Source organism: Pseudomonas sp. E1BtOHC1 (genome assembly GCF_058744285.1).
This window is the reverse complement of the sequence record NZ_CP196023.1, coordinates 1,009,818-1,023,184: the sequence shown is the minus strand read 5'-3', so window position 1 is coordinate 1,023,184 and position 13,367 is coordinate 1,009,818. Positions and strand designations below refer to the sequence as shown.

Sequence of the window (13,367 nt, the reverse complement as noted above, 5' to 3'; positions counted from 1 at the left end):
CTATGAACCGGCACCTGGAGGAGCCCGCTTGTGGAGGAGCGGGCTGCGCCATGACGCAGGCCTCAGCCTCGGGTGATGGCGCAGGCCGGGGTTGTCGGCAGCTCCTTGACCACGACGTAATGCCCCGCCCGGTTTTTCTTGACCAGCAACGGCGAAGCGAACAAGTAGCTGCCGTGCAGGTTCTGGTCGACAAAACAGATGGTGATGCCCTGGCTCCCCCGCTCCATCACCCTGACGCTGTAGATCCAGCTTTGTTCTTCATCCACCGCGCTGTAGCTGCCCTCGGCGCCTGCATCCTTCTCGTAGACCCGATAGGGCGTCTGGCCCAGCGTGGTGCCGTCCGGGTAGTGCCTCGGCCTTAAGGAATTGCGAAAGCCGTTCACTTCCAGATGCTTCAAGATACTCAGCGCCAGCGCCTCGTCGCTGCCAGTTGCCACCGAGTCGGCCAGCGACAGGCTGCCCACACTCATCAAGGCACCGGCAATCAATAGCCTTACCGCACTGTTCATACCCTCTCCCTGTCGATGCCCATCCACGGGCACTGGTCTGTTCCCGGCGCCACGTTACCTTGGCTTAACGTTATCGATCCTTGGATATTTAACCAGAAGAGGGTATGCCCACTCAGGCCCGGGCCTTATGCGCCGTTTGCGGCGCCGCCTGCTCCTCACGGGTAAAACGGTTGGCCCGGGCAAAGGTGCCAAAATCATTGAAGCGCACCCCCATCTCGGCCATCACTTTGTGTGCCACCGATGCCGTCAGCTGGCGAATGTAGAAGGGTTCCTTGACCACGAAATGATGGATGCCGTGGGTGCTGCCGAAGTTGCAGCAGAAGGCCTGCAGCGGCCACATCCACCAGGGGTTGAGCACCTGGGTCTGCTGGATCACGTTGCCCGGTTCGATATCGCCGTAGTAGTGCATGTTGGAGCTGACGAAATGCAGGCAGAAGGTGCGCAGCACGTTGGGACCGATGATCACCACCACGGCGATATCGATGTAGTGCATCAGCGCCAAGGTGTCTTGTGACCACTGGATCGGGCTGCCGAGCAACGCGGCGACGCCATTGGCCCCGTGGAAGCCGATGAACACATACCAGGCGCCCCAATGCAGCAATGCCAGCGGCGCGTACACCGCCAGGGTACGGCTGAGGATGCCCAGCTTGCGCTTGGCCCCCGGCGCCCGCAGCAGGCGGATGAAAGCCGCCATCATGTTGTCCCCCACCATCAGCAGCCGGACGATGCCCCAGGGCTCGCCGTTGGTGATGGCGCGCTCCTCGATATCGGTTTCGCTGCCCGACACCTTGTGGTGATTCAGGTGCAGATGACGCCGCACCCAAGGGTTGATGGTGCTCGGCCGCGCCAGCCAGACCAGCGCCAGCATCAGGTTGTGGGGCAGGCGCTGCTTGCGGAAGTACATGCTGTGGATCAGGTCGTGTTCCAGCTCGTGGGTCAGCGAGGCGAAAAAGGCATTGAGCAGCAGGCAGGCCCAACCGGCCAGGTAACCGCCGACATAGAGCGCCGCTGCCCCCAGCATCCCGGACAGGGCAAATACCAGAACCCCAGCGCCCAGGGCGTCCTGATGCCGCAACACGGGGAAGCGCTGGCGCAATTCATCGCCCCGGGCCAAGACTACCTGGCGGATATGCGCGGCTCGCTGTTGTGCGTTCATCCGTTCGGGGCTTGCGCAAGTACCTTGCATGATTCCATCCTCTGATCAGTGATGTGTGCATCCTGCCCCGGGCCCCGGCTCCGGGCGCTAGCCGTAAACGCCAACCTGTTGACCGGACGCGCCAATCGCATGACCGAAGCCACTTCCCTTGCCAGCTGGACCCGCGCCTTGCGCAAGCAACTGGACGCCCTCGACCTCGACAGCGGCGCGCTGTGCCGCGAGGCCGGACTCGACCCGCAATTGATGGACGACCCCAACGCCCGCTACCCGCTGTCGGCCACCACCCGCCTGTGGCATCTCGCAGTCAAGGCCAGCGGCGATCCGGCCATTGGCCTGCGAGTCTCGCGTTTTGTCAGCCCCACCACCTTCCATGCCCTGGGCTACGCCCTGGTGGCCAGCGGCAGCCTGCGGGAAGTCTTCGAGCGCATCGTGCGTTATCACCAGGTGGTCAGCGACGCCCTGGAACTGGCCCTGACCCGGGAAGCGGACCGCTACCGGTTCTTCCTCAAGGTGCCGGAAGGCTCGCCGCAACCGGCCTTCGAGGCCATCGACGCCTTTGCCGCGATCTACGTGCGCACCTGCCGCAACCGCCTGGGTCGCGACTACGCGCCACTCGCCGTGCAACTGCGGCGCCCCGCCCCGGAGGACCCCAGCCAATGGCACAAGGTGTTTCGTTGCCCGGTGCAATTTGCCGCGGCCGACGACTGCCTGGAATTCGGCCTGCATGATTTCGACAGCCATCTGGACGACGCCAACCCGGAACTGGCCGAGCACAACGAAGCCGTGCTCAAGCGCACCCTGTTGCAACTGCGCCCCCTGACCTGGGAGCGCAAGGTCCGCGGAGTGATCGAAGCCCAATTGCCGGAAGGCGAACCCTCCGCGGAACGGGTGGCCCAGGCCCTGCACCTGAGTTTGCGCAGCCTGCAGCGGCACCTGGCAGATGAAGGCACGCGTTTCGACACCCTGCTCAATGAATGCCGGGAGAACCTCGCCCTGCTGCACCTGCGGGACCTGGAATGCTCCCTGAGCGAGATCAGCTACCTGCTGGGCTTTGCCGACGCCAGCAGCTTCAGTCGGGCATTCAAGCGCTGGACCGGAATGACCCCGGGGCAGTTCCGGGATGGGATGCGTTGAGCCCCTGCGCCGGCAGTCGAAGCGGCCGATGAAAACGTCCCCCACAAAAGTCGTCGCGAAACGCCCACCTGGCCTACACTAAAAAATGCATCAAATATGATGCATTAGAGAATTTTTATTAAAAAAGCACTGTATATGATGCGGAATAGCGCCCATGGAAAGCCTTGGACAACTGATCCGAACCCTGCGCAAAGAGCGAAAACTTTCGCAGCAAGCGTTGGCAGAGCAGTACGGCATGAGCCGCGCCACCATCTCGGGGATTGAAAACAACACCATTACGGAAATCGGCCTGCGCAAGGTCGAAGCCATTCTCAATGGTTTTGGCTACGAGCTCAGCGCCGTGCCCCGCCCTCGGCAACGCCCGACCCTGGACGGCCTGAAACAGGCGCATTTCCATGACTGAGGAACAGCGGCTGCACATCCGTGTGGCCAACACGATGGTGGGCACCCTCGGCCGTGGTCAGGCACAGGCGGATTCGGTGTTCACCTACAGTGCAAGCACCTCGCCCCGTGACGCGATCTCCCTGACCATGCCGCCACGCCTGGCGAGCTATGACTGGGACCGGGGCCTGCTACCGGTGTTCGATATGCACCTGCCGGAAGGCTCGCTGCGTGATGAACTACTGCGCCGTTTCAGCAAGGCGGTGCGGGGTTTCGATGATTTCGCCCTGCTATCGATCGTGGGGCCGCACCAACTGGGCCGGGTGGCCATCAGCACAGCACCATCACCCCAGGTCCCCCTGCCGGAAACCAGCCTGGAGGACCTGTTGGTGCATGACGGTGCCGAGGGCCTGTTCGAGGATCTATTGGCGACCTATGGCCAGTACTCAGGCGTTTCCGGGGTGCAGCCCAAAGTCCTGATCCGCGACAGCACCAACAGCGTCGAACGCCTGACCCATCGCGGCGCCACTCATTTGGTGAAGGCTTTTCGCGCGGATCAATACCCGCACCTGGCCGCCAACGAATTCTTCTGCATGCGTGCGGCGCTGCATGCCGGCCTGCAAGTACCGCAGATCGAGCTCAGCCAGAATGGCCAGTTCCTGGTGGTCAACCGTTTCGACCTGAACGCCCAGGGCTACCTGGGTTTCGAGGATTTCTGCGTGCTCAACGCCTGGCCGGCCAAGGCCAAGTACGACGGCTCCTACGAAGGCGCGGCGAAACAGATCAAGGCCTTTGTCTCACCCCCTCTACTGAACCAGGCCCTGGAGTCGTTCTTCAAGATCGTGGCGTTGTCGGCCGGACTGAGAAATGGCGATGCTCATCTGAAGAACTTCGGCGTGCTGTACCCCGACACGGATGTGGATGCACCCGTCAGTCTGGCCCCGGCCTTTGATCTGGTCACCACCTCGGTCTACATCAAGGCGGACAGCCTGGCGCTATTGCTGGGAGGCTCCAAGGCCTGGCCCAAACGCAAGGCGCTGCTGCGCTTCGCCCGCACGGCCTGCAACCTCAGCGAAGGTCGCAGCCATGAACTGTTGCAACAGGTCGAGCACGGCATGGCACAGGCGATGGGCGAGATGCAGGTCTATAGCGCTGCCCATCCCGCGTTCAAGGGCATGGCCGAGGCCATGAGCGCGGCCTGGAAAACCGGTGTGGTACGCAGTCTGAGGAGCTGATCCGATCACCGTTAAAGAACGGGGAAACCCAGTTCGAACACCGTTGCCCGGGCCTCACTGGTCACCCGCACCTGGCCGCCATGCAGCAGCATGATCGAGCGCACGATCGCCAAACCCAGGCCGCCGGAATCTCCCGGTTCGGCCCGGGACGGATCGACCCGGTAGAAGCGGTCGAACAACCGGGGCAGATGCTCAGGGGCAATCGCCGGGCCCTGGTTGTGTACCTGCAGCCAGCACCAGCCCGGTTCGTTGCGACGGCGCAGATGGATCACAGAATCCGCATCAGCATGCCGCACGGCATTGGCCAGCAGGTTGCCCAGGGCCCGTTGCAGCAGTTGCTGGTCGGCCCGCAGTTCACCGGAAAAGCCGTTCTCCAGGCGGATCTGTCGGTCATCGGCCAGGGCTTCGAAGTAGTCGCACAACTCGGCGCCAACCCCGGCCAGCGATAGCGGGCGCAGATCCAGCACCTGCTCGGCCTGTTCGGCACGGGCCAGGAACAACAGGTTCTGGGCCATGCGCGTGAGCCGTTCGAATTCTTCCATGTTCGAGGCCAGCACTTCCTGGTATTCCGCTGCGCTGCGGGGCTGGTTCAGGGCCAGGCCATTGCTGCCCAGCAGGTTGTGCAAGGGGGTACGGATCTCGTGAGCGAGGTCCGCGGAGAATTGTGACAGGCGCTGAAAGCTCTCTTCCAGGCGCGCCAGCATGGCATTCAGGGCCTGCACCGGCTCATGGAACTCGGCGGGGATGCCGGTGGTGTGCAAGCGTCGGTCAAGGCTGCGCAGGTCGATCTGGCGTACCGACTCGCTGAGCTGGCGCAGGGGTAGCAAACCGCGACGCAACAACAGCAGCCCCAGGGCAAACGCCAGCACCGCCCCCAGCCCCACGGCCAGGTACAAGCGCAGGCGGTAACTGGCGAGTATCTGCTCACGCTCGCTGAGGATCTTGCCGGCCACCACGGTCAGGGCCTCGCCCTTGGGACCGCTGGCCTGGCCCGCGATCAGGGCCACCGGGACCTCATCGGTGCCCGCCCAGAGGCTGACATCCCCGCGTTGCGGACGCAGCTCCTGGGCAATCGGCCTCAACTCGGGCAAGTGCTGTTGTCGGGGATTGATGCCGATCACTGTCGAGCCATCGGCCCGCAGCACCAGCAACAGGCTCTGCTGATTGCCCAGCATGTTCTGGTACAGCCGCGGCCGGGCTTGCAGGGCATCGAGGCTGTCACTGTCCTGGAGCAAGGCGCGTACCTGTTCCAGACGGCCCATCAGGGCGAGATCGTCACGGTAGGCGATCTCCCCGGCCAGGGAGCGGTAGAGAAACACCCCGATGCCACTGAGCACCAGGGCGCAGACGGCGGCAAACGACAGGGCCAACCGCCAGGCAATGGAACTAGAGCGCTGCATCCGGGGCTTCCAGCTGGTAACCGACGCCACGCACGGTGTGGATCAGCTTGGGCATGTAGGGATCGTCGACCTTGGCCCGCAGGCGCCGCACCGCAACTTCCACCATGTTGGTGTCGCTGTCGAAATTCAGGTTCCACACCTGGGAAGCGATCAGGGTCCGCGACAGCACTTCACCCTGGCGGCTGGCCAACAGGTGCAGCAGGGCGAATTCCTTGTTGGTCAGGGCGATGCGCTGGCCGCCGCGACTGACGCGACGGCGCAGCACGTCGATCTCCAGGTCAGCGATGCTGAAGGATTCGGCTTCACGCAGCGGTCCGCGGCGCAGCAGGGTGCGGACCCGAGCCAGCAGCTCGGCAAAGGCGAAGGGCTTGAGCAGGTAGTCGTCGGCGCCCAGCTCCAGGCCACGGACCCGGTCTTCGATGGCGTCCTTGGCAGTGAGGAACAGCACCGGGGTGGCGCCGCGCTGGCGGATCAACTGCAGCAACTGCCAACCGTTGAGGCCGGGGAGCATCACGTCGAGGATGATCAGGTCGTATTCCTGCTGCTCGATGAAATAGCGCCCGTCCAGGCCGTTCAGGGCCACGTCCACGGCGAATCCGGACTCTCCGAGCCCCTTGGCAAGGAAATTCGCGGTTTTGGCTTCGTCTTCAACTACCAGCAAACGCATGGTGCACCTCGGGAATGATCGGCACAGGCTAGGCGCCTGTGGCGCGCTTGCCCATTACAAACTTGTAATCCAACTGACGAGGTTCTGACGAGGACGGCTGGCTAAGGTGGCGGCCTGTCTTTACGGAGCCTTCCCATGATCTGCAAAACCCTTGTTCTAAGTCTTGGTCTGGGCCTTGGTCTGGGCCTTGCCGGCAACGCCCTGGCCGCCCTGGAACTGCCCCGTCACACCGAGCTGGACCTGGCCACCGCCCGTCAGTTGGCAGACGCCAGTCTGGCCCAGTGCACGGCCGTGGTGTCGGTCCTGGACCGAGGCGGCAACCTGCTGGTGACCTTGCGCAGCGATGGCGTAGGCCCGCACAACACCGTCGCCAGCCAGCGCAAGGCCTATACCGCGCTGTCCACCAAGACCCCGAGCCGGCTGTTCGCCGAACGGGCGCGCAATAACCCCGACGCGGCCAATCTCAATACCTTGCCGGAGCTGTTGTTGCTCGGTGGCGGCATTCCGTTGTTCGCCGGCCAGGAGCTGGTGGGCGCGATAGGGATTGCCGGTGCCGGGGGGGCCGCGCAGGACGAGGAATGTGCGCTCAAGGCGGCGCAGAAAGTCGGTTTGCGTGCCGCACTGTGAGGCGCGCCGGATTGTTGTTTTTTTGATCAATGCACTGAGGAGTCTTTCATGAACTTTTTGCGTAATGGCCTGGCCGCTGTCGGCCTCTGCGGTCTGTCGAGCCTGGCCTTGGCGGCGGGCAATCCCTTGAGCGTGCACGTGCTCAACCTGGAGAACGGTTTGCCCTCGCCGGGGGTCAAGGTGACTCTGGAGCAGCATGTGGGCCAGGACTGGAAAGCCTTGTCCAGCGGTGTGACCAACGAGCAGGGGCGGATCAGCGAGCTGTTTCCCGCGGGCCAGGCCCTGACTGCTGGCGAATATCGGGTGGTGTTCAAGACCGGTGAATACTTCAAGCAGGCCAAGCGCGAGACCTTCTTTCCGGAAATTCCGGTGATCTTCGAGGTCAAGCAGACCGAGCAGCATTACCACATTCCGTTGTTGCTCAGCCCGTATGGATTCTCGACCTATCGTGGTTCGTAGGAGCTGACTGCCGGCGAAGGCGGTCTTGAGGGCCTCTTCGCTGGCAAGCCAGCTCCTACGGTAGGCAGAGACATCGCGGGGGATTTTGTAGGAGCCGGCTTGCCGGCGAAGGCGGTCTTGAGGGCCCCTTCGCTGGCAAGCCCGCGCCTACGGGGGGCCAGCGAGGGCGCGCAGGCGGTCGGTGTCGAGGATTTCGATCTCGCCATAACTCAGGCGCAGGATGCCCTGGTTCTGCAGGTCCTTGAGGATCTGGTTGGTGGTCTGGCGCGAGAGCGAAAGCATCAGCGCCAGTTGCTCCTGGGGCAGTTGCAGCAGGTTGCGGCGCTGGGCCACTTCGCCATAGCCGGCAGCGATCGCCAGCAGGCGACTGGCCACACGGGCCGGCGCCGGCATCAGGCTCAGCTGTTCCAGGTTGATGAAGGCCAGGCGCAGTTTGTGGCTCATCAACAGGGCAAACTGGCGCCAGTACTGCGGCTGTTGCTCCAGCAGTTGCAACAAGGTCGACTGCGGCACCTGAAGCAAGGTGCAAGCACCCTCGGCATAGGCATCGTGGGTGCGCGGCTGGCCGTCGAACAGGCAGATCTCGCCAAACCAGTGGGGCGCTTGCATCAGGCTGAGCAAGGCTTCCTTGCCCTGTTCGCTGACCGCTCCCACCCGTACCGTCCCTTCCAGCACCGCGTACAAACCGCAAGGCGGATCACCCCGCAGGAACAGGCATTGCCCCGGCGCCAAGCGGCGCAGGCGGGCACCGGCGAGCAAACTATTCTGTAAGGAATCCGGCAGGTGGCTGAACCACTGGCCGGTCATCAGGCATTCACGCCACTGCTGCATGTCCATGAACAGGTCTTTTCCTCAAGGCATCGGCGTGATTGTCGCCTAGCTGACAGTGCCGTGATCGGTGGCCGGGCATGATCCAGCCACCCTAACGGAGGAACAACAATGAAAAGCCTCGTTGATCATCTCAGTCAATACGCCGCCTACCACCGCGACCCGCGCAATATCGCCAGCCACTTTATCGGCATTCCCATGATCGTGGTGGCAGTGGCGGTGCTGCTGTCCCGGCCCACCTGGCCACTGGCGGGGATGGTGGTGTCGCCGGCCGTGCTGCTGGCCCTGGCCTCGGCCGTGTTCTACCTGCGCCTGGAGTTGCGCCTGGGGGTGTTGATGAGTGTGCTGATGGGCCTGTCGGTCTGGGCCGGGCAGGCGCTTGCAGCGCAAAGCACCGGACTCTGGTTGAGCAGCGGCCTGGGCCTGTTCGTGATCGGCTGGGTGATCCAGTTCATCGGCCATTACTACGAGGGTCGCAAGCCGGCCTTTGTCGATGATCTGTCGGGCCTGATCGTCGGCCCACTGTTCGTGGTGGCCGAACTGGCGTTCCTGCTGGGGCTGCGCCATGACTTGAAACAGGCCATCGAGCAGCGTTCGGGTCCCGTGGCCCTGCGCCAGAAAAAAGCCATGATCTGAAGTCCCCGGCCGGGCGTGCCGACTGCACGCCCGGCCAGGACGGGTCACAAACCGCCAAACTCCACTCGCACCGTCAGTGCGCCCTGGTTGTCCTGCAGGCCGACACCGTAACGTCCGTCCAGGTCGTCATTGATGCACAGCTGCAACTCTCCGCGCTGGCCCGCCGGAATCTGCGCCAGATCGCCGATCAGAAAGGGCGTGCCTGCGCTCCCGACGCGGCCGATCAGTGCCCCCTCACTGGCCCCCGGCAAGGTATAGCCGGACTTGGCGATGTAGGCCGGATTACCCTGGCCGTCCACCATGCCCCCCGCCGGACTGGCGGACCAGTGCCCACTGACGTAGCGCACCCGCTGCGCACTGATCCCATTGAGTTGCACCCCGGTGCCTTGCCAAGGCTGATTGGCCTGGACCGTCAGCGTACTGGCCTTGAGCTCGTTGGCGAGCACGTCGGCGGCCTGGAACGACAGCGCGGCGATGGTCAGGCTCGGATTGGACGTGCCGCTGCTGGGAAATACCCCGTCTCCCACCAGGAACAGATTGGGGTGGTCCCAACTGCGCTGATGCTTGTCCACCACCGAATACTTGCGGTCGGTGCCCATGCGATAAGTGCCCATCAGGTGCCCGGCCCCCTGGAAGCTGTAGGGCTCTTCATCGTAGATGAAGAACCCGGGGTTCTTCTCCCGTGTCGGTTTGAGATCAGTGAGTTCGGTAGCCCCCAGCAGCTCGGTGATGATGTAGGTGGCGGCCTGCCGGGCCTGCTTGAAACCCTCCTTGGTGTAGTCCGACAGGTCGTAGTGAATCTCCGGACGGGGGATACCCAGGCGATCCTTGTACTCGGTGGAAGGCAGGATGTAGCAGTCGGCGTGATCCGGATCCTTCTCCACCTGTTCCACCAGGAAGGCAATGCGGAACTGGCGGATCAGGCGGTCGTTGAGGGCACGGATCAGGTCCGCTCCAAACAACGCCTGGGGATCATGCTTGTCCCCCGGCAACGGGTTGGTGTGGCTGTTGTTCTGGCCATCGATCAGGTCGCACACCGTGGTGTAGGGATCGCCGATCGGCCAGTTCAGGCCCTCGTTGCCAATCTCAATGCGCCAGGCCGCCCGGCGGCTGCGAAAGGCCCCATCGCGCAGGCTCTCGATGCCCGCCGTGGACACCGGCCCACGATAAGGGAACACCGTCTGCCCCGGCGGCATCAGCCCCCAAGCCAGGTAGATCGGGTGGTCCGACAGGCTGCGCCCGACCTGGCCACTGCTGTTGGCCACGCCATTGGGTGCCTCGGGACAGGCTGAGTTGAGCAACAGCTTGGGGGTCTCGATGGCGTGGGCGGCGATCACATAGTGCTGCCCGAGGGCCACGCCATTGGCGGTGGGCGGGCCGTCCCCCAGCTGGTACTGGATGAACTCGATACCGCTGATGCTGGACTTGCCATCGACCCGGACCTTGCTCGCCACGCTCTTGTACAGCACCCGAACATTGCCGGTCTCCAAGGCCTTGTTCAGGGTCACCGTGGCGTCGTACTTGGCCTGGATCGGGCAGATCGGCGTGCAGTTGGTATTGCCCGCACAGACCCGGCGCCCGGCGTAGGGCTCGGAGTTGCGCCCGGCCGGCGTCGGGCTCACCAGCAGCGGCATGCCGGCGAACGAATGGCCCTTGAGCGCCTTGACGAAACGCTCGTCCACCAGGGACAGAGGAATGCTGTGCATGGGGAATTGGTAGTCCTCGGGAAAGGTCATGCCCAGGTAGTCCTGGTCACCCACATCCGCCGCCACGCCGATCTCCGCCTCGGCGCGGCAGTAGGCGCTTTGCAGATCCTGATAGCCGATGGGCCAGTCGACCCCGACGCCGTACAGCGACTTGAGGCGAAAGTCATTGGGCAGCATGCGCAGGCAGGTGGCGACCCAGTGCCAGGTGGTGCCGCCGCCCACACGCTCATAGGTGCTGGTGAAGGCCAGCGGGCCTTTCTGCACCAGGTAACTGGTCTGTGGGTTCTGCCAGCCGTTGATCAGGTCGGCAATGGTCGGCCGTGGCGCATTCTGCTGGGCCGGCTGCAGTTCCGGATAAAGCTGCGGCTGCAGGTTGCTGGCCGGAGGGTAGGGCGACTCCGGGGTCTTCAGGGTGGCGTTGTAGAAGCGCTCCATGTATTGCGTGCGATTGGCCGGAATGCTCGGCCCGGACTCCAGCACCAGGACCTTGATCCCGGCCAGACCCAGTTGATAGGCGATGATGCTGCCGGCCAGGCCGGCGCCGACTATCACCACATCCGCTTGTTCTGTGCTCATGACGAAGCTCCTTGCTGCCCCTTGGCGGGCACACCGGTAAAGGCCTCCAGGCTCGGCGGCGTCTCGTTCCAGTAGCCGAAATGAAACTGGCTGTAGCCCATGGGATGGGCCTGGGCGGCCTTCCAGGCCCAGCTTTGCTGGTACGCCAGGTCGGACACGACCCACTGTTGCCCGGCCTTGAAGCTGCTGGCGTCATAAGGCTGGTACCAGACCCCCAGCAGCCACATTTTCATGATCGAACGACAGGCCTTGGCCGCAGGTGTGGCCGCCGGCTGGCCGTTGCTCATCAGCAACGCCCGGGCGATCTGTTCCGGGCTCTGCTGGTCGGCCACCAGGCCGGCGTATTGGCTCAGCAGGTCATTGAGTTGGGCCTCGGTCATCTTCGGGCGGATATAGGCCAGAAACTGGCTGGGCAGGTCGATGGGGTCGATCGACGGCGCCAGCAAGGCCGTGCCGATCCCCAGCAACGCCGAGGACAGGCCGACAAAGTTCTCACGCTCGGTGCTCATGGTTTGCTCCCTGCGGCGCCAGTGGATTGGGCACGCTCCAGCAGATAGGTGAAGTCGGCGAAAGTGGTGCGGGGGTTCTGGGTGACCCGGGTCGTCGCGTTGTTGTGGCAGTCCATGCAACTGGAGGACGCCTGGGGCACCGTGCCCTGGATAAAGGTTTCCAGGGTGGCGTTGGCGAGGAAGGTCGGGGCCGGGCTGCCCAGGGGATTGGTCGGCGACGGCGTCTCGCAGTCGGGGGCCGGATCGGCGGGCCATTGAGTGTCGATCATCTGGTAGTTGGCCCAGACACTCTGAGGATTGGCCGTGCGCAGCAGCGCCTGGTAGGTGCTGTTCAGCGCCTTGGCGGCCTCGGTCAGCGGGATGTCGCGGACGATCTGCGACGGCGTGGCCTTGACCGCCGGGTTCCAGGGCCGGGGCGGCGGCTCGTTGACCTTGGCCGGGCTGGCAGCGTTGTAGAACAGGTACGGACCTTTGCGCTGCTCCGGTGGGGTGGTTTTTTCCGGCACGTTGTCCACGTGTTCGAAGGTCGACCAGACCCACTGCGGCGCCAGCGCGGTCTTGTGCACGATGTGCAGGCCCACCAGTCCTACCGACTCGGCCTTGCACGACTCTTCCACGATGGGCCCATGGGTCGGATCGCTGTTGCCGGGGGTATAGACCAGGGCGTCCACCGTATGGAAGCGGCTGCGCTGGTCGTTGCCGTCCAGCACCTTCCACGAGGCCTTGACCATGATTGCGCCGAGCTTCTGGTGGGGACTGGAGCTGCAACTGAAGGCCACGCGGTTGTTCGGACTGGCGGCGAAATACGCCTGCTGGCCCTGGACGCTGTACAGGCCCTTGTCGACGATATCGTTGAACATCGGCCGGTTGACCACGATTTCGTTGCGGGTGTAGGTGCCGCTCTGGTCCACCAACGGGCCGCTCTGGAACGGCTGGATGAATTCGTCGAGGACACCCGCGACCTTGCCCATCTGTTGCAGCAGGCGCCCGGACTTGAGCCCTTCACAGGGCTTGGGAAGGATCGCCGGGGCATCCCAGGCCAAGGGCTTCTCGCCCTTGGCCCGGAAGATCTGATAGCTCTCTTTCCAGCCTTCCCAGACGGTGGGGCCGTCCTCCTTGCCGATGGGGCCAGTGCCGGGACTGCCGTCTTCCTGGGCCGGCCAGTTGAGGGCGATGAAGGTCTGCCAGGACAGCACGTCAAAATCCCGCTGCAGGCTTTCCAGGGTCGGTGCGGGAGGGGCGGTCACTGCGACGTCGTAGGGTATGCGCGAGGACAGGTCAGGTGGCGCGAGCGCCAGGGCCAAAGGGCTGAGCAGTGCACCGCATAGTGCACAACCGAACCTCGGACCGGGCCGATAGACTTCCTTTTTCATGCTTGTCTCCTTGGCATCAGGCTGGCCAGGAGACAGAACGCCGGTCCTTCATGGACTCTTCAATTGCGCCCTCCTGGCACCATTTCCAGCGTAGATAAGGAATGTTGCGGCCAGGGGACGGGCCATAGATCGAATCGAGCTAGCAGCAATAGCCGAACGCCATCACCCGCC

General features: G+C 63.8%; 14 protein-coding genes. 6 read left to right on the top strand and 8 right to left on the bottom strand.

The features are described from left to right. Window positions 1–62: 62 nt before the first annotated feature. A complete protein-coding gene (locus ACSSVC_RS04765) occupies window positions 63–509 on the bottom strand; it encodes a hypothetical protein (RefSeq protein WP_346634064.1) in 447 nt (148 codons plus the stop codon). A 112-nt stretch (window positions 510–621) separates the two neighbouring features. After that, on the bottom strand, window positions 622–1,695 hold the full coding sequence (locus tag ACSSVC_RS04760) for a fatty acid desaturase (protein WP_492612031.1): 1,074 nt from the start codon (window positions 1,693–1,695) through the stop codon (window positions 622–624). Window positions 1,696–1,794: 99 nt separating this feature from the next. On the opposite strand from ACSSVC_RS04760, the gene ACSSVC_RS04755 reads away from it, so the two are divergent. The 3 genes from ACSSVC_RS04755 (at window position 1,795) to ACSSVC_RS04745 (ending at window position 4,415) form a co-directional block, all read left to right on the top strand. After that, window positions 1,795–2,799, top strand: a complete 1,005-nt coding sequence (locus ACSSVC_RS04755; protein WP_346634062.1) for an AraC family transcriptional regulator — start codon at window positions 1,795–1,797, stop codon at window positions 2,797–2,799. A 154-nt stretch (window positions 2,800–2,953) separates the two neighbouring features. Further along, window positions 2,954–3,202, top strand: a complete 249-nt coding sequence (locus ACSSVC_RS04750) for a helix-turn-helix domain-containing protein (protein ID WP_346634061.1) — start codon at window positions 2,954–2,956, stop codon at window positions 3,200–3,202. Continuing rightward, window positions 3,195–4,415 (top strand): type II toxin-antitoxin system HipA family toxin, encoded by a 1,221-nt coding sequence (locus ACSSVC_RS04745; RefSeq protein ID WP_492612030.1) that lies wholly within the window; start codon window positions 3,195–3,197, stop codon window positions 4,413–4,415. The genes ACSSVC_RS04750 and ACSSVC_RS04745 overlap by 8 nt, the downstream gene beginning before the upstream one ends. An 11-nt stretch (window positions 4,416–4,426) precedes the next feature. Here the strand turns inward: ACSSVC_RS04745 and ACSSVC_RS04740 are convergent, their stop codons facing one another. Further along, window positions 4,427–5,815, bottom strand: coding sequence for a heavy metal sensor histidine kinase (locus ACSSVC_RS04740; RefSeq protein WP_346634059.1), 1,389 nt, complete (start codon window positions 5,813–5,815; stop codon window positions 4,427–4,429). Beyond that, entirely contained in the window at window positions 5,802–6,482 is a 681-nt protein-coding gene (locus ACSSVC_RS04735; RefSeq protein WP_110722539.1) for a heavy metal response regulator transcription factor, read from the bottom strand. Before ACSSVC_RS04735 ends, ACSSVC_RS04740 begins: the two co-directional genes overlap by 14 nt. A gap of 135 nt (window positions 6,483–6,617) precedes the next feature. On the opposite strand from ACSSVC_RS04735, the gene ACSSVC_RS04730 reads away from it, so the two are divergent. After that, entirely contained in the window at window positions 6,618–7,109 is a 492-nt protein-coding gene (locus ACSSVC_RS04730; protein WP_346634058.1) for a GlcG/HbpS family heme-binding protein, read from the top strand. A 48-nt stretch (window positions 7,110–7,157) separates the two neighbouring features. Continuing rightward, complete coding sequence (gene uraH / locus ACSSVC_RS04725) at window positions 7,158–7,568, top strand: hydroxyisourate hydrolase (protein WP_346634057.1); 411 nt, start codon at window positions 7,158–7,160, stop codon at window positions 7,566–7,568. Window positions 7,569–7,715: 147 nt separating this feature from the next. On the opposite strand, the gene ACSSVC_RS04720 is transcribed toward uraH, so the two are convergent. Then, window positions 7,716–8,405: a Crp/Fnr family transcriptional regulator gene (locus ACSSVC_RS04720; RefSeq protein ID WP_346634056.1), complete on the bottom strand. Its 690-nt coding sequence runs from the start codon at window positions 8,403–8,405 to the stop codon at window positions 7,716–7,718. A gap of 102 nt (window positions 8,406–8,507) precedes the next feature. Between ACSSVC_RS04720 and ACSSVC_RS04715 the strand changes: the two genes are divergently transcribed. After that, a complete protein-coding gene (locus ACSSVC_RS04715) occupies window positions 8,508–9,032 on the top strand; it encodes an Mpo1 family 2-hydroxy fatty acid dioxygenase (RefSeq protein WP_346634055.1) in 525 nt (174 codons plus the stop codon). A 44-nt stretch (window positions 9,033–9,076) separates the two neighbouring features. On the opposite strand, the gene ACSSVC_RS04710 is transcribed toward ACSSVC_RS04715, so the two are convergent. From ACSSVC_RS04710 to ACSSVC_RS04700, 3 genes are read right to left on the bottom strand one after another with little or no spacing between them, the layout of a single operon-like run. After that, the gene (locus ACSSVC_RS04710; RefSeq protein WP_346634054.1) at window positions 9,077–11,314 is read right to left on the bottom strand and encodes a GMC family oxidoreductase; all 2,238 of its coding nucleotides are present in this window, start codon (window positions 11,312–11,314) and stop codon (window positions 9,077–9,079) included. After that, window positions 11,311–11,823, bottom strand: coding sequence for a sorbitol dehydrogenase (locus ACSSVC_RS04705; RefSeq protein ID WP_346634053.1), 513 nt, complete (start codon window positions 11,821–11,823; stop codon window positions 11,311–11,313). Before ACSSVC_RS04705 ends, ACSSVC_RS04710 begins: the two co-directional genes overlap by 4 nt. Then, entirely contained in the window at window positions 11,820–13,196 is a 1,377-nt protein-coding gene (locus ACSSVC_RS04700) for a cytochrome C (RefSeq protein WP_346634052.1), read from the bottom strand. The genes ACSSVC_RS04705 and ACSSVC_RS04700 overlap by 4 nt, the downstream gene beginning before the upstream one ends. Between the last annotated feature and the right edge of the window lie 171 nt (window positions 13,197–13,367).